Annotated in this window: 19 protein-coding genes; 9 read left to right on the top strand and 10 right to left on the bottom strand. The window is 75.6% G+C overall.

Annotation, left to right across the window (positions count from 1 at the left end):
* Positions 1 to 2: 2 nt before the first annotated feature.
* From ACVWNX_RS31965 to ACVWNX_RS31940, 6 genes are all read right to left on the bottom strand, one after another.
* Positions 3 to 1,127, bottom strand: coding sequence for a PLP-dependent cysteine synthase family protein (locus tag ACVWNX_RS31965; protein ID WP_454411679.1), 1,125 nt, complete (start codon positions 1,125 to 1,127; stop codon positions 3 to 5).
* 118 nt (positions 1,128 to 1,245) lie between these two features.
* The gene (locus tag ACVWNX_RS31960; RefSeq protein ID WP_454411678.1) at positions 1,246 to 1,680 is read right to left on the bottom strand and encodes a hypothetical protein; all 435 of its coding nucleotides are present in this window, start codon (positions 1,678 to 1,680) and stop codon (positions 1,246 to 1,248) included.
* Positions 1,681 to 2,073: 393 nt separating this feature from the next.
* A complete protein-coding gene (locus tag ACVWNX_RS31955) occupies positions 2,074 to 2,520 on the bottom strand; it encodes a hypothetical protein (RefSeq protein WP_454411677.1) in 447 nt (148 codons plus the stop codon).
* 361 nt (positions 2,521 to 2,881) lie between these two features.
* Complete coding sequence (locus ACVWNX_RS31950; RefSeq protein ID WP_454411676.1) at positions 2,882 to 3,844, bottom strand: carbon-nitrogen hydrolase family protein; 963 nt, start codon at positions 3,842 to 3,844, stop codon at positions 2,882 to 2,884.
* Complete coding sequence (locus ACVWNX_RS31945) at positions 3,841 to 4,704, bottom strand: nitrilase family protein (protein WP_454411675.1); 864 nt, start codon at positions 4,702 to 4,704, stop codon at positions 3,841 to 3,843. The genes ACVWNX_RS31950 and ACVWNX_RS31945 overlap by 4 nt, the downstream gene beginning before the upstream one ends.
* Positions 4,701 to 6,149, bottom strand: a complete 1,449-nt coding sequence (locus tag ACVWNX_RS31940; protein WP_454411674.1) for a purine-cytosine permease family protein — start codon at positions 6,147 to 6,149, stop codon at positions 4,701 to 4,703. Before ACVWNX_RS31940 ends, ACVWNX_RS31945 begins: the two co-directional genes overlap by 4 nt.
* A gap of 342 nt (positions 6,150 to 6,491) precedes the next feature.
* Between ACVWNX_RS31940 and ACVWNX_RS31935 the strand changes: the two genes are divergently transcribed.
* The 6 genes from ACVWNX_RS31935 to ACVWNX_RS31910 all read left to right on the top strand — a co-directional run bounded on the left by ACVWNX_RS31935 (position 6,492) and on the right by ACVWNX_RS31910 (position 12,993).
* Entirely contained in the window at positions 6,492 to 7,076 is a 585-nt protein-coding gene (locus ACVWNX_RS31935; RefSeq protein WP_454411673.1) for a helix-turn-helix domain-containing protein, read from the top strand.
* 164 nt (positions 7,077 to 7,240) lie between these two features.
* The gene (locus ACVWNX_RS31930) at positions 7,241 to 8,272 is read left to right on the top strand and encodes a 3-oxoacyl-ACP synthase III family protein (protein ID WP_454411672.1); all 1,032 of its coding nucleotides are present in this window, start codon (positions 7,241 to 7,243) and stop codon (positions 8,270 to 8,272) included.
* Positions 8,269 to 9,009 (top strand): glycosyltransferase family A protein, encoded by a 741-nt coding sequence (locus ACVWNX_RS31925; RefSeq protein ID WP_454411671.1) that lies wholly within the window; start codon positions 8,269 to 8,271, stop codon positions 9,007 to 9,009. Before ACVWNX_RS31930 ends, ACVWNX_RS31925 begins: the two co-directional genes overlap by 4 nt.
* Positions 9,009 to 10,556, top strand: a complete 1,548-nt coding sequence (locus ACVWNX_RS31920; protein WP_454411670.1) for a class I adenylate-forming enzyme family protein — start codon at positions 9,009 to 9,011, stop codon at positions 10,554 to 10,556. Before ACVWNX_RS31925 ends, ACVWNX_RS31920 begins: the two co-directional genes overlap by 1 nt.
* A 287-nt stretch (positions 10,557 to 10,843) precedes the next feature.
* Complete coding sequence (locus ACVWNX_RS31915) at positions 10,844 to 12,094, top strand: cytochrome P450 (protein WP_454411669.1); 1,251 nt, start codon at positions 10,844 to 10,846, stop codon at positions 12,092 to 12,094.
* On the top strand, positions 12,091 to 12,993 hold the full coding sequence (locus tag ACVWNX_RS31910; RefSeq protein WP_454411668.1) for an NAD-dependent epimerase/dehydratase family protein: 903 nt from the start codon (positions 12,091 to 12,093) through the stop codon (positions 12,991 to 12,993). The genes ACVWNX_RS31915 and ACVWNX_RS31910 overlap by 4 nt, the downstream gene beginning before the upstream one ends.
* On the opposite strand, the gene ACVWNX_RS31905 is transcribed toward ACVWNX_RS31910, so the two are convergent.
* Positions 12,978 to 15,716 carry a cation-translocating P-type ATPase gene (locus ACVWNX_RS31905; protein WP_454411667.1) on the bottom strand — a complete coding sequence of 913 codons (2,739 nt, stop codon included), beginning with the start codon at positions 15,714 to 15,716 and terminating at the stop codon, positions 12,978 to 12,980. The genes ACVWNX_RS31910 and ACVWNX_RS31905 overlap by 16 nt on opposite strands.
* Positions 15,717 to 15,718: 2 nt before the next feature.
* The gene (locus ACVWNX_RS31900) at positions 15,719 to 16,672 is read right to left on the bottom strand and encodes a polyphosphate kinase 2 family protein (protein WP_454411666.1); all 954 of its coding nucleotides are present in this window, start codon (positions 16,670 to 16,672) and stop codon (positions 15,719 to 15,721) included.
* A gap of 287 nt (positions 16,673 to 16,959) precedes the next feature.
* Between ACVWNX_RS31900 and ACVWNX_RS31895 the strand changes: the two genes are divergently transcribed.
* The 3 genes from ACVWNX_RS31895 (at position 16,960) to ACVWNX_RS31885 (ending at position 22,030) form a co-directional block, all read left to right on the top strand.
* Entirely contained in the window at positions 16,960 to 17,466 is a 507-nt protein-coding gene (locus tag ACVWNX_RS31895; protein ID WP_454411665.1) for a hypothetical protein, read from the top strand.
* 797 nt (positions 17,467 to 18,263) lie between these two features.
* Entirely contained in the window at positions 18,264 to 20,177 is a 1,914-nt protein-coding gene (locus tag ACVWNX_RS31890) for an ABC transporter ATP-binding protein (RefSeq protein WP_454411664.1), read from the top strand.
* Positions 20,174 to 22,030, top strand: a complete 1,857-nt coding sequence (locus tag ACVWNX_RS31885; protein WP_454411663.1) for an ABC transporter ATP-binding protein — start codon at positions 20,174 to 20,176, stop codon at positions 22,028 to 22,030. The genes ACVWNX_RS31890 and ACVWNX_RS31885 overlap by 4 nt, the downstream gene beginning before the upstream one ends.
* A 223-nt stretch (positions 22,031 to 22,253) precedes the next feature.
* On the opposite strand, the gene ACVWNX_RS31880 is transcribed toward ACVWNX_RS31885, so the two are convergent.
* Complete coding sequence (locus ACVWNX_RS31880; protein WP_454411662.1) at positions 22,254 to 23,273, bottom strand: hypothetical protein; 1,020 nt, start codon at positions 23,271 to 23,273, stop codon at positions 22,254 to 22,256.
* A gap of 208 nt (positions 23,274 to 23,481) precedes the next feature.
* Positions 23,482 to 24,132, bottom strand: a complete 651-nt coding sequence (locus tag ACVWNX_RS31875) for a TetR/AcrR family transcriptional regulator (RefSeq protein ID WP_454411661.1) — start codon at positions 24,130 to 24,132, stop codon at positions 23,482 to 23,484.
* Positions 24,133 to 24,208 lie beyond the last annotated feature (76 nt).

The following is a 24,208-nucleotide window of genomic DNA, read 5'->3' as shown; positions in this document are numbered from 1 at the left end:
GGTCACCGTCCCCCCTCCCGGGTGACGGCGGCGGTCGCGGCGGCCCGCTCGGCGGGGGTCAGCGGATCGCGGACGTCGGCGCACCGGGTCCAGCGGACCACCTCCTTCTCGGTGAGGCCGCCCACCACCTCGGGCGCGGGCGGCGGCGGTCCGGTGAGCAGTCCGTGCCGCTCGCCGTACTCGTCGTCGTAGACGGTGGACAGATAGCGCTGCGGTCCGTCCGGGAAGATCGCGGCGATCCGGGTGTCCGCGCTCTCGGTGCGGGCCAGCCACCCCGCGACCAGGGCCACCGCGCCGACGCTCCAGCCGCCGGTGGCGTAGTGGGAGGCGGCGAGGGCGCGGCAGGTCCACACGGCCTCGGCGGGAGCGACCCAGTGCACCTCGCTGAAGGTCTCGTAGGCCACGTTGCGGGGGTGGATGCTGGAGCCGAGGCCGCGCATCAGCCGGGGCCGGGCGGGCTGGCCGAAGATGGTCGAGCCGATGGTGTCCACGCCGACGATCCGCAGGTCCGGGTAGAGCTGGCGCAGCACCCGGCCCACGCCCGCCGAGTGGCCGCCGGTGCCGACGCTGCACACCAGGACGTCGAGGTGGCCGAGTTGGGCGGCCAGTTCCAGGGCGAGCGGGGTGTACGCCGTGGTGTTGTCCGGGTTGTTGTACTGGTCGGGGCACCAGGATCCCGGTTCCCCGGCCAGGAGTTCGGCGACCCGGTCGCGCCGCGCCTGCTGCCAGCCGCCCACCGGATGGGGTTCGGTGACGATGTCGACGCGGGCTCCGTAGACGCCGAGCAGCCGGGTCATCGACGGTTCGAGTCCGGGGTCGGTGACCAGGGTGACGGGGTGGCCGTGGACCATCCCGGCGAGGGCGAGTCCGAGTCCGAGGGTGCCGCTGGTGGACTCGACGATCCGGCCGCCGGGGCGCAGTTCGCCGCGCGCGCGGGCGCGTTCGACCATGTAGAGCGCGGGCCGGTCCTTGATGCCGCCGGGGTTGAACCCTTCGAGCTTGGCCCAGAAGCCCCGTCCCTCGGGGGCCAGGGGCGCCGACACCCGCAGCAGCGGGGTGTTCCCCACCAGCGCCGGAAGGGCCGAGCCGCTGGACGCGGTGGTGGTGATGTCCTGCAGAGAGCGCATTTCTTCGCTTTCCTTCGATGGATGCACGGGCGTGCTCATCTCGCGCTCCGGCTCCGGGCGGTGGTCGTCCGCCGGGGCCGGGCGCGGCGGCCGGGGGTCCGGCCGCGGGGAGAGCGGTCTAGATCCGCCACCGCGAGGTGCGGACGAGTCTGGCCCGGCCGGTTCTCCGGCCCGGTGCGCGCGGGCCGTCGCCGCGACGTCCGCGCGAGGGCCGGGACCCGTCCCGCGCCACCACGGCGGCGGGCGGGCCGGGGTCACCGGGCGCGGGGGGTTCGGGGGCGGCGGCCGGGAGGCGCTGGGCCTGGTCGGTGGCGCACTCCTCGCCGCCGTGGTGTCCACCGGGCTGGTGGTGTTCGGAGCTGGCGGGGGCGGGCGCCTCGGCGGCGGCCCCCGTCCGGTGGTGGTCCCCGCCGTCGCCGACGGGACCGTGACCGAGGACGCACAGGGTGAGGGCGAGCAGCAGGGCGGCCCGGACCAGGGCGGTCAGAAGGCGGGCGGGGGCTCCGGGGGGACGGCGCCGGGGGGCGGACGGGGGTGTGCGGTGGTTCGGCAACGGCTCTCTCCGTGCGCCCGCGCGGGGTCGGCGGCGCGGCGGCCGGGGGTGCGGCGGCGCGGGCGTGGGGTGGTGGGGGTGCGATGGCCGTACGGGGCCCGCGCGGACCGTCCGGGCGGCGGGGCGTGGGGGACGCCGGGCCGTGGAGGCGCGCGAAGACCCGTGGTCACACCGCCGACTGCGGGGTGACCACAGGGCGGTGTCTAGGGGGTGTCTGATGATTCCCCGTGGAGTGAGGAGCGGTGTCCGGTGCGTGCGATCGCAAGGCGCCGGAGAGTCCTCGTAGCGGAGCTACTAGGGCTTTTCGGCAACGCGGCTGGGGGTCCCCCCGGGCGAAGCCTGGGGGAGTGCGTGCCGGGCGCCGCGACGCCACGGGGAATCGTCAGACACCCCCTAGACCTGACGGACGACGGAGGTGCCGTGACCGGCGGCGGCGGGCGCCGGGGCGCGGCCGGAGGCGGCCGGGCACGGGGCGGCCGGGGGGCTGACGTCCGTCACCGCGTCGGGCGCGGCGGTGCCGGGGCCCGGGGGGAGATGAGCGGAGGCGCAGTGTTCGCCGTGGTGCACGGGCGGGTGGCCGTGGCCGTGGCCCTCGGGGGCGGGGGCCGGGGCGGTGTCCGGGTCGGGCAGGGCCTCCGGGGCGGGGGCTTCCGTCACCGGGGCCGGTCCGTGCGGCGCGGCCGTGGTGTGCGCGGCGGCGTGCCCGGCGGGGCTGTCGGCGTACACGCCGTGGGTGAGCGCCACCGCGAGCAGCAGCAGGACGAGCACAGGCAGCCGTCGCGTCGTCCACGCGGGCTGGACCGCCCGCGCGTTGCGCAGCGGTGACCGGTTCGTCATCACGCCGTGATCGTATCCCCCGTCACGGGCGTCACCGGCCGCCACACCCGTCCCCGACGACAACCGGCCAGTCAATTGGCCGACGCGCGCGGGCCGTTCACGGGTCTCGCGCGGAGCGGGCCGTACGGGCGGGTCGTGGCGCCGCCGCGCCGCCACCGGTCCGGGAACGGGGCGGGCCCGGTGGGCGGGCGGCCGGGCCGCAAGGGGGTGAGGAGGGGCGACCGGGCCTGGGGCGGGCCCGTCGCGCGACAGGAGGGTCCGCCAGGTGTGACGAGGAGTCAGCCGGGCGCGGGGAGAGGCCGGTCGGGCGGGACGAAGGGGCGGTTCGGGTGTGACGCGGGGTCAGTCCGGGTGTGACGCGGGGTCAGTCGGTGAAGCCGACCCCGCTGTCGCGACGGGTGCGGTCGACGGTGAGGGCGAAGACGTCGGGACGTCCGTAGTGGCCCGCGACGTCCAGGTCCAGCGTCTCCTCGTAGCGGCGGGCCGGGTCGAGGACGGCGGTGACGATCCGCTCCTCGCCGTGGACGGGGGCCACGACCCAGGAGCCGTCCGGGGCCGCCACGCTCGATCCGCCGGTGAACAGCGGCCCCCGCGCGGGGGCGTCCGGGCCGACCCCGGCCCGGTAGGCGGCGAGCAGCTCGGCGGGCAGGTCGTCGGTGGCGAGGATCAGCCCGGCGGACACCACGAAGCAGCGGCCCTCCAGGGCGTAGGAGCGGGCTGCGATCACATGGCTCTCGGGCATGTCGGGCCAGGCCGCGACGTGGATCTCCTCGTGCTGGGCGTGCAGCGCGTGCCGGGCCAGCGGATGGAAGTGCTCCCAGCAGACGAGTCCGCCCACCCGTCCGGCGGGGGTGTCGACCACCCGCAGTCCGGCGCCGTCGCCCGCCGCCCAGACCACGCGTTCGGTGTGGGTGGGCGTCAGTTTGCGGTGCAGGTTGAGGGTGCCGCCGTCGGGGCCGATGGTGAGCAGCGAGTTGTAGAGGGAGCCGGAGGAGCGCGCCGCGCGTTCGTTGAGGCCGAGGACGACGGTGACCCCGTGGTCGCGGGCCGCGGCCCGGACCGGGGCGAGGTCGTCGTCGCCGCCCCGGGGGTCGAGGACGGGGCTCTGGTCGAGCAGCCGGGCGTGCCAGCGCCGGGCCTCGGCGTCGCGCCAGCCCGCCAGTCCGAACACCCACGCCGGATAGCCGGTGAGCCAGGTCTCGGGGAAGACGACCAGGTCGGCCCCGGCCGTGGCGGCCTCGGTGACGTACGCGGTGGCGCGGCGCAGCGACTCGGCCAGGTCCAGCAGGGCGGGCGGGCGCTGGACGACGGCGACGGTGGTGGTCACGCGTCCTCCCGTCCGGCGCGGGCGTACAGCGCGGGGCGGCGGTCCGCGTGGACGTCGTTGTGGGCGCTGATGGCCTTGTTCCGGGCCTCGGCGAGGTCGAGGGTGGCGGTGAGGACCGTCTCCTCGCCCAGCCTCGGCGGGGTGACGGGGTAGCCGTCGGCGTCGACGACGACGCTGCCGCCGAGCCAGTCCTGGCCCCGTTCGGTGCCGGTGCGGTCGGCGACGGCGACGAACAGGCGGTTGACCGAGGCGTTGGCCTGGATCCGGACGACCTCGCCGGGCCGTTCGCCCTCGGGACGGGGGTAGAGGGGCCAGTTGACGGGTCCGCAGAGCAGTTCGGCGCCGTCGAGGGCGGCGAGCCGCACCCACTCGGGGAACTCCAGGTCGTAGCAGACCATGAAGCCGATCCGGCCGTGCGGGGTGTCCACCACCGGCGGGGGCGTGTCGCCCGGGGTGAAGCCCCAGGTCTTCTCCCCGTCCCAGAGGTGGGCCTTGCGGTAGGCGGCGCGCGGTCCGGTCCGGTCGACGAGGACGGCGGCGTTGTAGGCCCGGCCGTCGGCGCCGCGTTCCGCGAACCCGCCGACGATCACCAGGTCGTGGCGGGCGGCGAGGGCCGCCCACTCGGTGACGGTGTCGCCGTCGAGGGGTTCGGCCACGGAGAGCAGTTCCGCGGCGTCCGCGAAGACGTAGCCGGTGTTGGCCAGCTCGGGCAGGACGACGATCCGCGCGCCCCGCCCGGCGGCCTCCTCGACGGCCTCGCGGATCCGCCGCCGGTTGCCGTCCACGTCGCCCACCTGGGGGGCGATCTGGCAGACGGCGACGGTGACCTCGGTGCCCTGGGCGCCCTGGGGCTGGCTCATCGGGGGGTTCCCTCCAGTTCGGCTTCGCTGGCCGCCCGGGCGGCGGCCTCCGCGTCATGGTCAAGACTCCGGGAGAACAGCAGGTACAGCACGCCGGAGACGGTCAGACCGACGACGAAGGAGAAGTCCGCGCCGCCGAGCGCCTCGGCGACGGGCCCGGTGTAGAAGCTGGTCGAGAAGAAGGGGATCATCGCGGCGAACCCGATGACGTAGGCGGTGACGCCCCGCCACGCCCAGCGGCCGTAGACGCCGTCCGGCTTGAGGATCTCCGCGATGGCGTACTTGCCCCGGCGCACGAAGTAGAAGTCCACCAGGTTGACGGCGGTCCACGGGACGAGGAAGTAGAGCATCATCAGCACGAAGTTGTTGAAGCTGCCGATGTAGTCGTCGGGGATGAGCAGGGCGACCACCAGGGACACCACCCCGACCACCACGAGACCGGTGACCCGCAGCCGGACGGTGGGACGCACCGAGCGGAAGCCGTCGAGGGCGCTGGCGCCGGTGAGCATGGCGCCGTAGGCGTTGACACCCATGATGGAGATCAGGGCGAGCACCGAGGCGAGCACGACGATCAGTCCGAAGCCGGGGAAGAGCAGGTCGCCGACCTCGCGCAGGGCGACGATCGGGTCGGGGTCCGGGAGGTGGCTGGCGAGCAGCGCGCCCAGCGACATCAGCCAGACGGCGGAGAACGCGGCGCCCGCGTAGACGGCGGTGATCAGCTTGCGCGCGGGCACGTCCGCCGGGAGGTAGCGGGTGTAGTCGGAGACGTAGACCGAGTAGCTGATGTTGTACCCGGCGGCGAGGGAGAACTGCACCAGGAAGGCGGTGAGGTCCCAGCCCGCGGTGGCCGCGGGCACGTCGGCGGCGGTGGGGTTCCCGCCGAAGTGGACGACCGCCACGACGGTGAGGACCGCGAACACCACCACGAGCAGATAGGTCAGCCAGCGCTGCACGAAGTGGAGCAGGTCGTGGCCGACGACCGCGATCACGATGGAGACGGCGATCAGCACCGGGTACCAGAGCAGTTCGCCGCCGGGCAGCAGCAGTCCGAGGCCCTGTTCGGCGAGGACCGTGTCGAAGACCAGGAAGCCGACGTAGACGAAGACGGTCGCGGCGAACGGCACGGCGGAGCCCCGGCTGCCGAACTGGGCGCGGGACTGGATCATCTGCGGCAGGCCCATCCGGGGGCCCTGGTTGGCGTGGAAGGCCATGAAGAACGTCCCGGCGCCGACGCCGAGCACGATGGCCAGCACGCTGTACCAGACGCTGAGCCCCATGGAGGCGCCGACGAACCCGGCGACCATCGTGGGCAGCACGAAGTTGCCGGTGAACCAGAACGGGCCCTGGTGCCAGACCTTGCCGTGCCGTTCGGCCCGGGGGACGTAGTCGATCGAGTGCTGTTCGATCGCGGATTCGCGGTGGGTCGCGGTTTCCGAGGAGGACATCGCCTTCCCCTTATCGCTCGTGGGGCCGGTCGTCCGGCGGGGGCGGGTGGTCGGGGGCCTTCGCGCGGGCGGCGCCGTCGGGCCGGGGCGGCCGCGCGGAGGGCGCGGTGCCGGGCGGGCGGGGTCCCGGACGCGGGTCCGGGAGGCCGTCCGGGGGCCCGTGGGGTTCGACGGGGCGCATCGGAACCTCGGATCTGTGCGGGGTGCTGCCTCAGAAGGGAAAGTTACCTATACACAACAAAGAATGCGTATGAGACAACTTGTATTCCGGGTAGTGTTTGCCCGGATCGACCGCCTTGTCAAGGGCCGTCCGGGCCCCGTACGAGTGACGCGAGGACTTCGATGAAAGCGCTGCACCCGACGCCCTCCCACGGACCGGTCCGGGTGGGGGCCCGACTGCGGGCCTGCCGCAAGGCCCAGGGGCTCACCATCGAGCAGGTCGCCGCCGCCACCGGTCTGACCAGGGGATTCCTCAGCCGGGTGGAGCGGGACGAGACCTCGCCGAGCGTCACCAGCCTGGTCACCCTCTGCCAGGTGCTGTCCCTTCCGGTCGGCACGCTCTTCGAGGACGCCGACACCGAGGTCGTCCGGCTGGACACCGCGCCGCACCTCAACATGGGCGGCCACGGGGTGGTGGACCGGATGGTCACCCCCCGGGCCCAGTCGAAGATCCAGATACTCCGGTCCCACCTCGAACCGGGTGCGCACGGGGGCGAGCGGCTGTACACGATCAATTGCGACGTCGAGGTGCTGCACGTGGTGAGCGGCGAGGTCGCCGTCCGGTTCACCGACCGCACCGAGACGCTGGCCGCCGGGGACACCCTGACGTTCTCCGGCCGGGAGCCGCACACCTGGCACAACAGCGGACCGGGTCCCGCCGAGGTCACCTGGACCTTCGTCCCGGCGCCCTGGAGCGGCTCCCGCTGAGTCCCCCGCCGGGCCGCCGCCGGTACGCGGCCGGTGCGACACCGCGTCCGGCGCGCCGCCGCCCGGTCTGCCGGATTCCCCCAGCCGGAGGGGGGTTCGTCCCCAGACCGGAGTGAGTACGACGGCTCACGCGCCCGGACCCGGCCGCTCCGTACCGTCCGGACATGACCAGAGAGAGAACCGGCCGTGTCGCCGGGGGTCCCCGGGTGGGCATCACCGGGGTCGGCGCCGCCCTGCCCGAACGGGTCGTGGAATCCGGGTGGTTGCGCCGCCGGGTGGCCGCGGCCAGTGGGCTGCCGCTGCCCGTGGGGATGTTCGAGCGGGCCACCGGCATCGCCACCCGCCGGGCCGCCGGACCGGACGAGTACGCCTCCACCCTGGCGGTGGCCGCCGCCCGCGCCGCGCTGGACCGGGCCGGTCGGCAGCCCGAGGACATCGACCTGCTGCTGTTCGCCTCGGCCTCCCGCGACCTCGCGGAACCGGCGACCGCGCACATCGTGCAGGACGCGCTCGGCTCCCGGGCCCACGCGTTCGACGTCTCCAACGCCTGCAACAGCTTCGTCAACGGCATCGACACCGCCCGCGCGATGATCCTGGGCGGCCGGGCCCGCCGGGCCCTGGTGGTCACCGGCGAGACCCCGAGCCGGGCGGTCCGGCACGACCCCGCCGACCCCGCCCAACTGCGCGACGCCTTCGCCGGGTACACCTTCGGGGACGCCGGGGCCGCCGTCGTCCTGGAGCCGGTCGCCTCCGGCGGGGTGCTGCACGTCGAGACCACCACCCGCTCCGCGCACTGGCGGGTCGGCGGCGTCCCCGGCGGCGGCTCCCGCCATCCCCGGGGCGACGAGCACACCTACTTCCGGGGCGACGGCGGCGCGCTGCGCGAGGTCTTCGAGGGGATCGGCGCCGAGGCGGTGGACCGCACCCTGGCACGGACCGGCCTCGGCTGGACGGACTTCCGCCACGTCCTGGTCCACCAGGTCACCCTGCCGTACCTGGAGCGCTTCGTGGCGCTCACCGGGGTCCCCGAGGACCGGCTGGTGGTCACCGTCGGCGAACTCGGCAACATCGCGAGCGCCACCCTCGGCGTCCAGCTCGACCGGGTGTACGACGGGCTCGACCCCGGGGACCGGGTGCTGTTCGTGGGCCTCGGCGGCGGGGTCAGCCTGATGACGATGGTCTGGGAGAAGGCGTGAGCGCGCTGTGGGTGGTGGTGCCCGCCTACCGGGAGGCCGCGCGGATCGGCGCCACCCTGGACGCCCTCGCCGCCCAGCGGGACCGGGACTTCACCCTCGTCGTGGTGGACAACGCCTCCGACGACGGCACCGCGCGGATCGTCCGCGCCTTCGCCCGCCGGGCCCCCTTCCCCGTCCACGTCCTCCACGAGCCCGACAAGGGCGTGGGCTGCGCCGCCGACACCGGCTTCCGGTTCGCGATCGGGCGCGGGGCCCGGCTGCTGGCCCGCACCGACGCCGACTGTCTGCCCCGCCCCGGCTGGACCGCCGCCGCCCGCGCGGCGGCCGACCGGGGCGCCCAACTGGTCTGCGGCCGGATCGAGGCCCGCCACGACGAGCACGGACCGTTCGGCCGGGCCGTGTTCCGGGCCCTGGTGCTGACCGCCGCGCTGTTCGGCCGGATCCGGCCCGCGCACCACCGCCGCCACGGCTATCTGACCCCGTACCGGATGCACGCGGGCAACAACATGGCCGTCACCGCCCGGCTGTACGAGGCCGTCGGCGGGATGCCCCGGCGCCCCTCCCCCACCGACCGGCTGTTCCTCAACCGGGTCCGGCGCCACACCACCGCCGTCGCGCACGCCCGGGACATGGTGGTGGAGAACTCCACCCGGCGGCTGCGCGCCTACGGACTGCTCGGCACCGCCCGCTGGTACCTCGACCGGGGTCCCGGCCGTCACGGGGAGGACCCGCGCTGATGCTCGACCGTCTCGACCGCGCGCTGCGCGCCGACCCCCACCGCCCCGCCGTGCTGGGCACCGCCCCCGGCGGGGCCGTCCGGATCCGGGCCACCCGGGGCGACCTCGCCGACCTGGCCGACCGCTACGCGGCGGGCCTCGCCGCCCGGGGGACGGGGCCCGGCGACACCGTCGGGGTCGCCGTCCGGCCCGGGCCCCGGGCGCTCGCGGTGCTGCTCGCCGTCCACCGGACCGGGGCGCGCGTCGCCGTCCTGGACCCGGGGGCCGGGCCCGAGGTGCTGCGGGCCCGGCTGGCGCTGGCCCCGCCCGCCCTGGTGCTGGCCGACGCCGCCGCGCAGAGCGCCGCGGGCTGGGCCCGGCCGCTGGCCCGCCGGGCCGGGATCGCGCTGCCGGAGCTGGCCGCGCTGGGGCCGGTGGCGACCGTGGGGCCCCGGTGGCCGGGGTGCGCCCCCGCCCTGGAGCCGGGGCGGTCGGCGGTGGTGCCGCGCGCCGTCGACGGGGACGGGGACGCGGTCGTCGTCTTCACCTCGGGCACCACCCGGCGGCCCCGGGCGGTGGTGCACACCCGGTCCTCGCTCGCCGCCGGGATGGCCTCGGTGGCGGAGCTGGTGCGTCCGGCGGCGGACGTCCCGGTCCTCGGGGGCACCCTCTTCGTCCTGGTGCCGTCGCTCGCGGCGGGCGCCCCCGTGGCGCTGCCCGCGCGTTCGCCCCGGGCGCTCGTCCGCCAGCTGCGCCGACTCGGGCCGCAGGCCGTCTATCTGACACCCCCTCAGCTACGGGAGGCGCTGACGGCCGGGGCCCGGTTCACAGGGGCCCGGGTGTGGAGCGGTTCGGCTCCCGTCACCGGGGAGCTGCTGACCCGGGTCAGGGCGGCCGGGGCCGCCGAGGCGTGGGGGGTGTACGCGCTCACCGAACTCTTCCCGGCCGCCGCCGTGGAACAGGCCGGGAAGGCCGCCTTCACCGGGAGCGGCGATCTGGTGGGCGCCCCGCTGCCCGGGGTGACGGCCACCGTCTCGGCCGACGGGGAGCTCCTGCTGTCCGGGCCCGCCGCGCGCCACCGCTACCTCGGCGAGGAGCCCGACCCGTCGGTGGCCACCGGGGACCGGGCCCGGATCGAGGGGGGCCGGATCGTCCTCGCGGGCCGCCGCAAGGAGATGGTGCTGCGCCGGGCGGAGAACGTCTACCCCGGACTGTACGAACCCTCCCTGCACGTCCCGGGCGTGGACCTGGCGCTGCTCGTCGGGGTACCGGCCGGGGACGGCGACGAACGGCTGGTGGCCGTGGTCCAGCCCCGCCCGGGGGCCGATCCGGCGCGGGTGCGCGCGGCGCTGGCCGGGCCGCTCGCCCGGATGGGAACCGCCCGCCCGGACGCGGTGCTGCTGGCCCGCGTCCCGCTGTCGGGCCGCTCCCGCAAGCCCGACCGGGCGGCCACCGCCCGGCTGGCCGCCGCCCGGCTGGCCGCCGCCCGGCTGGGGGCCGAGCGGCGCGGTACCGGGTGGTCCGGAGCCGGGCGGTCCGGAGCCGGGCGGCTCGGGGCGGGACGGTGACGTCCCATCCGGTCATGACGCCTCGTCCCCGGCCCCCACGCCCCGTCCGACCCTGACACGCGGTCCGGCCCCATGCGTCCGACCTGGCACGCGGTCCGGTCCGTACGTCCTGTCCGACCCTGGCGCCCGGGCCGATCCTGGCGCCTCGTCTAACCCCGACGCCCCAGCCGACCCTGACGCCTCGTCCGACCCTGACGTGCGGTCCGGTCCCGACGCCCCGTCCGGTCCCGACGCCCTGCGGGTCCCCCCGAACAGTCCTCGCGCAGTCCCTGAGACGGAGAACCCCGGTGACCGCTGATCCCGATGGGCCCATCAGCCCCTTCAGCCCTCTCGACCCCCTTGCCCCCACGAGCCTTGTCGACCCCGTCGACCCGACCTCTCGTACCGCCCTCGCGACCGGGGCGACCGGTACCGGCCGGGCCGCGCGGGCCGACCGTGCCCACCGGGCGGCGCGGCGCCGTGACCGGCGGGTCTACACCCGTTCCCACCCGGTGCTGTTCGCCCTGCTCGCCGTCACCCGTCGCCGTCCGGTGACCCGGCTGGGCGGCACCCTGCTGGTCCAGGGGGAGGACGCGTACCGCCGGGCGCTGACCCGGGTGCCGCTGGACCGGGCCGCCGCCGGGACCACCGGGGGCGCGGTCCGTGAACTCGCGGGCGGTGGCTCGCCGTTCGACCAGGAGGGGACGGAACACCGGGCGGGGCGGCGGGCGGTGGGCGAGGGGCTGGGCGCGGCCGGGGTGGAACGGCTGCGCCCGGTGTGGCGGGAGGTGTTGGCCGAGCGGCTGGCACCGCTCGGCGGCGGTGGGGCCGTTGACCTCGTGGAGACGGCCCGGGCGCTGGCCGGGGCGACGGTGTGCGCCCTGCTGGAGAGTCCCGCCGACCCCCGGGCGGTGGCCCGGGCCGCGGCGGAGGTGGCGGCCGCCGCGGTACGGGACGGGCTGCCCGGCCTCCGGAGCGGGCGCGCCGCGCGGGAGGCGGCCGGGGCCGCCGCCCGGCTGGAGGCGCTGCTCCATCCGGAGGGTCCACGGGCCGACGGCGCCCGGCGGGCGGTGCTGGCGGTGGCGGGGATCACCACCACGGTCGCCGCGCTGCCCCGGGCGGCGGCCTGGTGCGCGGACGCCGGACTGTGGGAGCGGGCCGCCGACGACCTCACGCGCCCCGCGCTCGTCGGCGAACTGCTGCGGGTCCTGGCGCCGTCCCCGGTGCTGCCGCGCGTGGCGGCGGCGGACGCGGTGCTCGACGGGCGTCCGGTGCGGGCCGGGGACCGGCTGCTGCTGGTGGCCCGGCACGCGGCCGGGGCGCACACCGACCCGCCCGACGCGCGGTGTCCGGCCCCGCCCGCCGTGGCGCGGCTGGTGTTCGGGGCGGGCCCGCACGCCTGCCCCGGGGCCCGGCTGGCCGTCGCCCAGCTCGACGACGTCCTCGCCGCGCTCGCCGTCCACCGGCCGGTGGTGGTGCGGGCCCGGGTGGACCGGCGGGCGGCGCTGCCCGGCTGGCGGTCGCTCACCGTCCGGGCCGGACGGGAGGGCGCGCGATGACGGTGGTCGCGGTCACCGGGGCGAGCGGCTTCTGCGGCTCCCACGCGGCGCGGGCGGCGGCGGCCCTCGGGATGGAGGTGCGCGGGGTGGGCCGGCGGCCGGGGCCCGTCGGACGGCACGTGCCGTGGGACGCCGCGCGCGAGGTGCCGGACCTCGCGGGCGCCGATCTGGTGGTGCACTGCGCGGCGGCGGTGGGCGACCCGGTGCCCGGCTCCCCCGCCGAACGGCTGATGCGCGCGGTGAACGTGGAAGGCGGGGCCCGGCTGCTGGAGGCGGCGGCGGGGGTGCCGGTGGTCTGGGTGAGCAGTGCCAGTGTGTACGCGCCCGGGGGTTCCGGGGCTCCGGTCACCGAGGACCGGCCGGTGGGCGGGCAGCTCAACGCGTACGGGCGGACGAAGGCGGCGGGCGAGGCACTGGCGCTGGCGGCGGGGGCGGTGGTGCTGCGGCCGCGCGCGGTGTACGGGCCCGGGGACCCGCATCTGGTGCCCCGGCTGCTGGCCCGGGTCCGGCGCGGGCTGCTGCTGTTGCCGGGGCCCGACGCCCCGCTGAGCCTGACGGCGGTGGAGAACCTGGCCGGGGCGTGCGTGACGGCCGCCGACTGGCCGCCGGGCGCCTACAACATCGCCGATCCGCTGCCCTACCGGCGGGACGCGGCGGTCGCGGCGGTGCTGCGGGCGCACGGGGTGCGGGCCCGGATCGGGCACGTTCCGGTGCCGGTGGCGCGAGCGGCGGCGGTGGCGGCCGGGGCGGTGGCCCGGTGGCGGCCGTCCGGCGGGGAGCCGCTGACCCGGTACGCCGTGGACCAGTTGGCGCGTCCGGTGGTGCTGGACGTCGGCAAGGCCGGGCGGCGGGGGTGGCGCGGCGAGCGGGTCCTGGCGGACCGTTACCCGGGGGTCTGAGCGGTGGGGCGCAGGGTGCGGGCGACCAGTTTGCCCAGTTCCCACAGGACCAGCAGGACGACGGGGGCGAGCAGCGCCCAGCCGAACTGGCGGAGGTCGAGCTGGACGGTGCCGAGGACCCGGCGGAAGCCGTCGGTCTGGGTGACCAGGACCGCCAGCGCGAACTCGGCGAGCGCCGCCCAGTTCATCTGCTTGCTGTCGAAGGTGGACGACCGCAGCACGGACGCCGTCTCGCTGCGGCATTCGAACGCGGCCACGATCAGACAGAGGGAGAAGGCGGTGAAGGCCATGGAGCTGCCGATCTCCACGCTGTCGAACCGGTGGACACCGAGCTGGACCAGGGCGAGCAGCAGGGCGGTGACGACGAGTCCGGCGAGGATGACGGTGACCAGCAGCGGCCGGGTCAGCACCGACTCGCCGCGCGGGCGCGGCGCGCGGCGCATCAGTCCGGGGCTCTCCCGGTCGAAGCCGAGGGCGAAGCCGAACGGGGCGTTGACGACGAAGTGGATCCACAGCACCTGGGCCGGGGTGAAGGGCTGTCCGGCCGCGATGTCGAGGACGGTCGCCCCCAGGAAGGTGAGCACGAACGCCACGAGCAGCAGCAGGACGAAGCGGATGTACTTGGTGAGGTTGTCGTAGAGCTTGCGGCCCTCCTCGACGGCGAACACCAGGGTGGCGAAGTCGTCGTCGGAGAGGATCATGCGGCTGGCGTTCTTCGCCACGTCGGTGCCACTGCCCATGGCGATGCCGATGTCGGCGGCCTTGATGGCGGGCGCGTCGTTGACGCCGTCCCCGGTCATGGCGACGACGTCGCCCTTCTTCTTGAGGGTCTCGGCGAGCAGCACCTTGTGTTCGGGGGCGACCCGGCCGACGACTCCGATGGAGTCGATCCGGGCGAGCCGCTGTTCCTCCGGGAGGGCGGCGAAGTCGGCGCCGAGGACGGCCTCGCCGGGGATGCCGAGCTGGCGGGCGATGGCGGCCCCGGTGGTGACGTCGTCGCCGGTCACCATGCGGACGCGGATGTGGGCGGCCCTGGCGTTGGCGACGGCGGCCCTGGACTCGGGGCGCGGGGGGTCGACCATGCCGACGAGGGCGGTCATCCGCAGACCGGTGACATGGGCGAGGAGGTCGCCGTCCGGGTCGAAGCCGGCGGGGTCGAGGTCGCGGGTGGCGGCGGCCATCACCCGGTGGCCCTCGCCGCCCATCCGCCGGACCTCCTCCTCGGCGCGCTGCCGCAGGGCGGCGTCCCAGGGGACGGTGCGTCCGGCGGCGAGGGCGGTGGCGGCCCGGGCGGTGACCGCGGGGGCGGCGCCCTTGACGAAGCAGCGGACCACGGGGCGGCCGGAGTCGTCGGTGGCGCGGGTGAAGACGGCCATGAGTTTGACGTCGGGGTCGAAGGGGAGGGTCGCCAGCCGGGGGTGGCGCTCCCGGGTGGCGTCGACGGCGAGCCCGGCCTTGTGGCCGAGGACCAGGAGCGCGCCCTCGGTGGGGTCCCCGACCACGGCGCCGTCCACCAGCCGGGCGTCGCTGGCGACGAGGAACGGCAGGACCGCCTCGTCGAGGGAGGGGGCGGAGCCCACCGCGTGGTGGATCCGGCCGTCGAGTCCGTAGCCGGTGCCGGAGACGGTGTACCGGTCGGTGGGGGTGACCACCTCGACGACGGTCATCTGGTTCATCGTCAGGGTGCCGGTCTTGTCCGAGTTGACGGCGGAGGTGAAGCCGAGGGTCTGCACGGACGGCAGTTCCTTGACGATGGCGTTGCGCCGGGCCAGGTTGAGGCTGCCGACGGAGAGGATCACCTGGGTCACCGTGGGCAGGGCCTCGGGGATGGCGGCGATGGCCAGGGAGACCGCGCTGACGAACAGGGTGTCCCAGGCCTGGCCCCGGGTGCGGCCCAGCGCGAACATCACGATCATGGTGAGTCCGGCGGCGCCCGCGATCCACAGGGTCAGGTTGTCAAGCTGCCGGGTGAGCGGCGACTGCTCCACGCGGGTGGTGGACAGCATCCCCGAGATCTTGCCCAGTTCGGTGTCCGCGCCGGTCCCGGTGACGACCAGCACCCCGCTGCCGTGGGTGACGGGGGTGTTCATGAACGCCATGTTGGACTGTTCGCCGGGCGACGGGCTGCCCGGCGGCAGGGTGCCCGCGTCCTTGGCAGCGGGCACGCTCTCCCCGGTGAGCGCGGACTCGTCGATCTGGAGCGCGCTCGCGGACAGCACCCGTCCGTCGGCGGGGACCTGGTCCCCGGCGGCGACCAGGACGATGTCGCCGACGACGAGTTCCTCGGCGGGGACCTCCGCCTCGGTCCCGTCCCGGCGGACCCGGGCGGTGGTCCGCATCATCGACTTGAGGGCGTTCATGGCGCTCTCGGCCTTGCCCTCCTGGCGCAGTCCCACCACCGCGTTGAGCAGGGTCAGCAGGACCAGCAGCACGGCGGTGCTCCACTGGGCGATGGCGAAGGAGACGGCCGCCGCGGCCACCAGGATGATCTGCATGTAGCTGCGGTACTGCCCCAGGAAGCGCCGCCAGGCCGGTGGCGGTTCCTCCTCGGGCAGGGCGTTCGGCCCGTGCGCGGCGAGGAGTCCGGCCGCCCGGTCGGCGTCCAGTCCGCGTTCCGGGTCGACCCCGAAGGCCGCCGTGACCTCCTCCGGCGGACGCGCGTACCAGTCCGACGGGGTGCCGGTGGCGGTCGGGGCGGGGGGCTCCGGGGCTGCTGCGGGCATGGTCACTCCTTCCCCCGGTGGCGGGCCGCGTAGGGGTCCGCCGGGACGCCTTCGGGCGCCTGCTCCAGCAGTTCGCGCCGGGCGGTGCCCAGGTCCGCGCGTTCGTGCTCGCCGAGGGTGGGGTACTGGGGGTCGATCTCCATCAGGGTGTGGACGAGCACCGCCGAGGCGCAGATCCGGGCGAACCACTTGCGGTCCGCGGGGACCACGTACCACGGCGCCCAGGAGGTGCTGGTGGCCGACAGCATCTCGGAGAACGCCCGCTGGTAGTCGTCCCAGTAGCGGCGTTCGCGGACGTCGGCGGCGGAGAACTTCCAGTTCTTCTCCGGCAGGTCGATGCGTTTGAGGAAGCGGGTGCGCTGTTCCTCGCGGGAGAGGTTGAGGAAGACCTTCACCACGGCGAACCCGTTGTCGGTGAGGTGGCGTTCCCAGTCGTTGATCTCCCGGTAGCGCCGCTTCCAGATCTTCTTGCCCCGGGCGCGGGGCGGCAGCTTCTGCCGGTCGAGGACGTCCGGGTGGACCCGGACGACCAGGACCTCCTCGTAGTGCGAGCGGTTGAAGACGGCGATGTCCCCACGGGCGGGCAGCCGTCGCGCGTACCGCCACAGGTAGTCGTGGTCGAGTTCCTCGGCGGAGGGCACCTTGAAGCTGCTGACGTGCACGCCCTGGGGGTTCATCCCGCTCATCACGTGCCGGATGGTGCCGTCCTTGCCCCCGGCGTCGAGGGCCTGGAGGCAGAAGAGGACCCCGTAGGTGTCCTGGGCGGCGAGTCTCGCCTGGTACTCGGTGAGCAACTCCACCCCGGTCCGCAGCAGTTCCTTGCCCTGCCGCTTCCTGAGGTGGGCCTTGTAGCGGGGGTCGAAGTCCCGGGCCAGGTCCACGGTGCTGCCCGGACGCACCCGCAGGGGTGCGATGAGTTCCTCGATCCGTTCGGCGCGTTCGCGTGCGTCCGCCATCGCCGACCTGCCCTTCCGCCCGCGCAGGGGGCACTCGCCACGATCCGCCGGGGCGCGGGGCCCGTCAAAAGCGGTGGGCCGTTCGGGTGATCGGGTGAGACGGGGCGGGAGGGACGGACGGGACTGCGGGATGGGGGCGTCCGGGCGGAGCGGTGGCAGTGGTGACGGGGCGGCGGGGCGGTGGTTCGGACACCCTCCGTCCGGCGGTGGGGTGCCCGAACCTCCGGTCCGGTGCCGGACGCGCCCGCCGGTCCCGCGCCGGGCGCGTCCGGCGTATCCTCCCGGCCATGACGGGAGAGGACGGCCGTCCGGAGGCCGGGCGGGACGCGCCGGAGCGGGCGTGGGGGCGGTGGCTGGCGCCGGTGCCGTGCGCGCTGGTGGTGCTGGGCGGGGGCTGGCTGCTCGGCACCGGGGTCTTCGGGCCGTCCGCGACGCTCGACTGCGGGGACACCGGGCAGCGGCCGTGCGCGGAGGAGGACTGGTGGACCGCGCTGCGGGCCGTCGGCGCCTTCCTGGTCACCGTGCTGCTGGGGGGCGTGCTGTGGCTGCTCGGGACGCTGTTCGCGGTCGGGTACGCGGCGGACTCCGCCCGCGCCGCCACGGTGGCGGGCTGGGCGGGGGCGTGCGCGGGGCTCTCGACCGGGCTGTTCGGCGCCGCGCTGGCCGGGGGCGCGCCCCGCTCCCCGGTGCTGCTGGCGGCGCTGGTCGCGGCCGCGCTCGCCGGGGGGCTCGCCGCGCTGGGGCGGTGGCGGGGCTCCACGAGGACGGGCACGGGTACCCGTACGGGATCGTGACGCGTCCCGCGAGAACGGAGGCGGGGGCAGGGCCCGGGAGCGAGGCCGGGGTCGGGGTCGGGCCCGGGGTCGGGGTCGGCGTCGGGGTCGGGGTCGAGGTTGGGCGAGTCCATCTGCCCCTGCCCGGCCGGGCGGGTCCGCGCGGAATTTCCGCGACACCCCTTCCGGGAGCGGTTTATTTTTCACCCAGCACATGAATTCACCACCCCATTCCAGCGGACCTTTCCAGCTGCCCTTTCGTTTCAGCGCGAAAACAAGTACGTTCCCTAGGACAGCGGGACCACAGCGGTCCGCGCCGGACGACCGGACGGCGCGGACCGGTGGGACCGATGCGGTCTGACGGTCACGCATGCCCCATGAACAGCACTTTCTTAGGGCCACGACCCTCTTCGGGGCCGCTCGCCCCGGCGAGGACCCGCACGCCCGGAATTCCCGCCGCCAGGAAAAGTGCCACCCGTCTTCATGAATTCACGAACGCACTCCCGCCGAAATCCCACCGCCGTCCGATTTCCCCCTCCCCCACCGGTCGAGCCGGGAATTCGACGCGCCCGACGCACACCACGAGGAGTCACCGGATGACCGCCGAGACCGGCCCCGCCACGGCGGACGCGGCCCTTCCCCCTCTCCCCCGCCCACCAACCGGCCCGAACGGCCCGACCGGCCCAACCAGCCCGAACGGCCCGAGCGGCCCGAGCGGCTCAGCCGACGCGGCCGACCCCGCCGACTCCCCCGGCCGTCCCGCCCGGGGCGGCCCCGCCGCGCCTCCGCCTCCGTCCCCGAGTCCCGGACGGCGGGCGGTGGCGCGCTGGCTGCTGGACATGGCGCGGCCGTTCCGATGGGCGATCGGAGCGCATCTGCTGGGGAGCGTGGTGTGGCAGTCCCTGACCGCCGCCGTCCCCCTGGCCGTGGGGCTCGCCTTCGACGCGGTGATCGGCGCGCCGGACGGCGCGTCCGGCACCGACGGGCTGTCCGCCGCGGTCTGGCTGCTGCTCGCGCTCGTCCTGGCCCGGGGCGTCGCGGGCGTCGCGGCGACCTATGTGCTGGAGACCTTCGCCAGCGGGCTCGAACACGCGGCGCGCGCCCGGCTCCTGGCGAGCCTGCTCCGCAAGGGGCGGGGGTACGTCGACCGGCACCGGGTCGGCGACCTCACGGCCCGGGCGACCGGTGACGCCGAGTCGCTGAACCTGATGGTGTCGCCCGGTCTCGACCTGACCCTCGACCTGGCCCTGAACCTCCTGCTGCCGATCGTCTTCATCGCCCTGGTGGACCCCCGGCTGCTGGTGTCCCCGGTGGCGTTCGTCGCGCTGTTCGCGCTCGCCGCACTCGCCCAGGGCCGCCGTCTCGGCCCCGCCTCCGACCGGGCCCGCGCGTCGTTCGGGGCGATGACCGCGCAGGCCACCGAGAGCCTCGCCGGGATCGAGGTGGTCGAGGCCACGGGCGGGGCCGGCCAGGAGCGCGCCCGGTTCGCCGAGCGCGCCGAGGAGCACCGCGCGGCCACCGTGCGCCGGGCCCGGGTCCAGGCCCTCTCCCTGCCTCCGTTGCTGCTGGCCCTCGCCACGGCGGGGGCGCTAGCGCACTGCGTGGTCCTGCTGCGCGCGGGGTCCCTGACGCCCGGTGAACTGGTCGCCGTGCTGGGGCTGATGGGGAACCTGCGGGCGCCCGCCCAGCTCGCCTCGTTCGGTCTGGGGCTCCTCCACCTGGGCGCGGCGGGCGCCCGTCGGATCATGGAGGTGCTCGACGCCCCGCCGGAGCCCGGTGAGCGCGGCGGCCCGCACCGCGCGCGGGTCCTCGGGGAGGTCGCGATGGAGGGGGTCGGCTTCGGGTACGTCCCGGGCCGCCCGGTGCTGCGGGACGTGTCCTTCCGGGTTCCGGCGGGCGCGGTGGTGGCCGTCGTCGGCGCGACCGGTAGCGGCAAGTCGACGCTGCTGCGGCTGCTGGACCGGACCCATGTACCGGACCGGGGCCGGGTCACGGTGGACGGGGTGAGCACCACGGACTGGGACACCTCGGCGCTGCGGTCCCAGGTCGCGACCGTCGAGCAGGACGTGGTGCTGTTCGCCCGGAGCATCGCGGACAACCTGCGGCTGGGGGCGGACCCGGGCATCGGCCGGGACCGGCTGGAGCGGGCCGCCCGCACCGCGCGGGCGCACGGTTTCATCACCGCGGCCCCACAGGGCTACGACACCGTCCTCGGGGAGCGCGGGGTCACCCTGTCCGGCGGTCAGCGGCAGCGGCTGGCCATCGCCCGGGCGGTGCTGACCGAGCCCCGGATCCTGGCCCTGGACGACGCGACCAGCGCCGTGGACGGGGCCACCGAGCACGAACTGCGGCGTGCGCTGCGGGCCGCGGCGAAGGGCCGCACCACCTTCGTGGTCACCCCCCGGCTGTCCCAGGCCCGCGCCGCCGACCACGTCCTCGTCCTGGACGGCGGCCGGATCGTCGGCCAGGGCGGGCACGCGCGGCTGCTGCGGGAGTGCCCGGCCTACCGGCGGATCTTCGCGCCCTACCTCCGGGAGGCGGAACCGGGCGCTCCGGACGGCCCCGGCGCCGCCGGGACGGGGATGCCGGACACCGCCGTGGCCGACCCCGTGGAAACGGCCGGAGCCGACCCCGCCGACCCCCTCGGCGCCGCCGAAGGCCGGGACGGGCGGCGCGGGCGGGACGGGCGCGGGCTCGGACGCCGGACCGGAACGGAGGACGGTTCCCGATGAGCCATCCCTTCGACGGCGTGGAGCACGAGGGCGGCCCGGAGGACGGGGACGGCGGCGAACGCCGCTACGGGGACCGCGCGCTGCTGCGCCGGGCCGCCCCGTACGTCCGGGGCCGGGGGCGGTCCGTGGCGCTGATCGCCCTCGCGGTGGTCGTCGCCGCGCTCACCGGCGGCGCGGCGCCCGTCCTGCTGGCGCGGACCGTGGACTCGGCGCTGGCCGACGGCGGTACCGGGGCGGTGGTGGCGCTGGTGACGGCGGTCCTGGTGACGGGCTCGGTGTCCTGGCTGGCGTCGTACCTCCAGGAACGGCGTACCGCGACGGTGGTCGGGGACGTGGTGCTGCGGCTGCGGACGGACGCCTTCGACGCGGCGCTGCGGCAGGACATGGCGTTCCACGACGCCCGTCCGACCGGGGCGGTGGTCAGCCGGGTCGTCCACGACACCCAGGCGTTCGCCACGCTCGGCACGCTGGTCCTGGGGCTACTCGGGCAGGCGTTGACGGTGTTCCCGCTGCTGGCCGCGCTGTTCCTGATCGAGGCCCGGCTGGCGCTGCTGACCGCTCTGGTGGCGGTGGTGATCGTGGCCGTGAGCCTGCTGTTCCGGCGGGCGGCCCGGACGGCGTCCCGCGCTCAGCAGCGGGCCCTGGCCGCCGTCACCGGATACCTCCAGGAAACCCTGCGGGGCATCGCCGTGGCGCGCGACCCCGGGTGGCGCCGGACGGCTCAGGAGGGGCTGCGGGAGGTGGACGGCCGCTGGCTGCGGGCGAGCGTCCGGCTGAACCGGCTGTACAGCGGGGTCTTCCCGCTGCTCCTCTCGCTCACCGGGCTGGGCACGGTGGCCGTGGTGCTGGTCGGCGGGCGTCTGGTGGCCTCGGGTTCGGTCTCGGCGGGCGAGTGGGTGCTGTTCCTGGAGGCGCTGGCGCTGTTCTGGGCGCCGCTCACGGGTGTCGCGGCGTTCTGGGGCCAGCTCCAGCAGGGGCTGGCGGCGGGCGAGCGGGTGTTCGCCCTGATCGACCGGGAGCCGGGGGTCCGCACGCGTGGCGGGGAACCGGTCCCCCGGCCCCGGGGCGAGATCGCGCTGCGGGACGTCCACTTCGGGTACGGCACGGGGCCCGCCGTGCTGCGGGGGCTCGGTCTGACCGTCCGGGCCGGGGAGACGGTGGCCCTGGTCGGTCCCACGGGCGCCGGGAAGTCGAGCGTGGTCCGGCTGATCACCCGGGCGTACGGAGCCGACCGGGGCACCCTCACCCTCGACGGGCGGGACGTGCGCGACCTCGATCCGGTGGCGTACCGACGGCACTTCGGCGTGGTGACGCAGACCCCGTTCCTGTTCTCGGGGACCGTCGCGGAGAACATCGGACGCGGACGGCCCGGTGCCGGACGGCACGAGATCGAGGCGGCGGCCCGGGCGGTGGCGGGCGGCGACTGGCTGACGGGGCTTCCCGACGGACTGGACACGGTCACCGGGGAGGGCGGACGCGATCTGTCCACGGGGCAGCGCCAGCTCATCGGGCTGGCACGGGTGTTCCTCCAGGACCCGCCCGTGCTGATCCTGGACGAGGCGACCGCCTCGGTCGATCCGCTGACCGAGGCACTCGTCCAGGAGGGGCTGGACGCCCTCGCCTCGGACCGCACCGCCCTGGTGGTCGCCCATCGGCTGCCGACCGTCCGCCGGGCCGACCGGATCGTCGTCCTCGACGCCGGACGGGTGGTCGAGGAGGGCGACCACGCCGGGCTGCTGGCCCGGGACGGGGTGTACCGCCGCCTGTACGAACGGTACTTCGACCACCAGCGACCGGACGCGGATCCGGCGGCCCGGCCGGAGGACGGGGCGGCGGACGGCGTGAGGGGGTAGACGCCGGGGCGGGCGGACGGAGCGCCGGAGGTACCCGCCCGCGCCGGTCCGGTGGCCGCGTCCTCCCCGCTTCGCCCCAGTGGGGACAACGGGACCGGTACCAGTACCGGCCCGGTCCCGGGTCCGGACAGCGGACCGGCCCGCCGCCGTGGGGTCACGGTGGCGGGCCGGTCGTGGAGGTCCTCGCCGCTGAGAGGGCGGCGTCACCCCGGAGGGCGGGAGGTCAGAGCTCCTCCTCCGAGAACCCGGGGTCGGGCATGAAGCCCTGCATCAGGCTGTCCAGGTCCACCTTGGTGGACTCGGCCGGGGCCACCGGGGTCTCGCCCTCGGTGAGGCGCATCGTCAGACCGAACTTCTCGCCCTTGAGCTTCTTGTCGAGCTGGGTGAGGTCGAAGTCGACCTGGGTGAGGTCGCCGTCCTTGAGGGTGAAGTCGGCGGAGCCCTTCTTGCCGGGCACCTCCTTCAGCTCCTTGGCCGTGGGCAGCTTCGCCCCGGCCGGAAGCTCCTTCGCCAGCGGGCGGAGCTTGTCGACCATCGAGGTGGCCAGGGTGCGCAGGGAGGCGGTGGCGGTGATGCGCTCGGTGCCGTCCTCGCCGTCCGCCGTCTTGAGCTCGACGTCGTTGGCGATGACGTCCCGCACGGCCTTGAAGACCTTCTTCTGGGTCTCGGGCTTGAGGGCGAGCTCGTCCGAGCCCTTGGAGCCGCTCCCGGCGTCCGACAGGCCCTGGAACAGCCCGGCCTCGTTGATCTCCTTGGCGGAGACCTTGAGCCACTTGCCCTCGAGGAGCTTCTTCAGGGGCTCGGCCTCGGGGGGAAGCTCACCGGACTGGGACAGCTCCTCCACCGAGGGCAGCGGGGTGTCCGTCAGCTCCCCGAACTGCTCGGCGTCGATCCGGGCGTAGAGGAAGTCACCGACGAGGCGGTACTCCATCAGGGCGCCGTCGGGGCCCGTGAGCTTCACGGAGTAGCCCGTGATGTCCTTCTCCTTGGACTCCGCGATCGGCTTCTTCGACTCCATGCTGATGGAGATCGTGCCATCGCTCACCAGGTCCAGGAGGCCCTGCGGCGCCTTGTCCTCGGGCGCCGAGTCGGCGTCCAGCTTCTTGAGCGCGGCGGCGTCGGTGTCGAGGTCGAACTCGAGGGTCAGCGAACGCTGCTCGCCCAGCCGGTCGAAGGCACGGTCGAGCTTCTGCGCCGCGGACAGGTTCTCCATCGTGCCGCAGGCGGCGGAACCGGCGAGCACGAGGGCGACGACGGAGGTGGCGGTGAGGGTTTTACGTATGGCGGTGATGACGATCTCCTAGCTGAGCGCGACCACGACGTGATCACTGACTAGACAGCGCCGGGAGCCCGAAGGTTGTACCCGACGACCGTGACCCACGCCACATTCGCCCCACTTCCCCCGGCCCCGTCCGTCTCGCCCGGGTCCGGACCCGCCGGACCCGGGCGCCTCACCCTCCGGACGCCAGCAGTTCCCTGGTGAGCGCCCCGGCCCACCACCGTTCGACGCGGTCGGGGCTCCAGCCGCGTTCACCGGTGAGGACGCGGTACACGTCGAGGGAGCAGAGCGCCGCGTAGACGTCGGCGGCGGCGCGGGCGTCGACGCCGGGGCGCAGCACCCCGGGCCGCCAGGAGGAGAAGACCCCGTCGCGGGTCCCGTCGGCACGGCGGCGCCCGTCGGCGTAGACCGTGGCCAGTCCGGGTTCCGCCCGGCCCGCCTCGCGGACCAGCGCGATGACGTCACCGGACCGTTCGAAGAGCCGCCGGTCGAAGGCGGCCATCGCCGCGAGCTGGTCCGCCGGGGTCGCGTCCGGGGCCTCCAGCCGGGCCAGGAGCAGCGCCGGTTCCGCCGCGAGGTCGGCCGCGTCGGCGAGGGCCCGGGCGAGTCCCGCCTTGTTCCCGTACACCGCGTAGACGGTGGGGACCGAGACGCCCGCTTCCCGCGCGACGTCGCGGACCGTGGTTCCCGCCCAGCCCCGGTCGAGGAAGAGCCGCCGGGCGGCACGGGCGATGTCGGCCCGGGTCTCCTCGGCCTGGGCGGCCCTGCGCAGCGACGCGTAAGGGCGTCTGGCCGGTGCCGTCGACGGTTCCGGCTCCGTCACGGGCGCGCGCTCCGGGCCTGTCCGGCCCTCGGCTTCCGGGCCGCCCCCGGTCCCCTTCACCGGTTCCGGTTCCGGT

Source organism: Streptomyces sp. JNUCC 64 (assembly GCF_054484115.1).
Note: the sequence above shows the minus strand (reverse complement) of the source record. Positions and strands in the feature narration are given on the sequence as shown.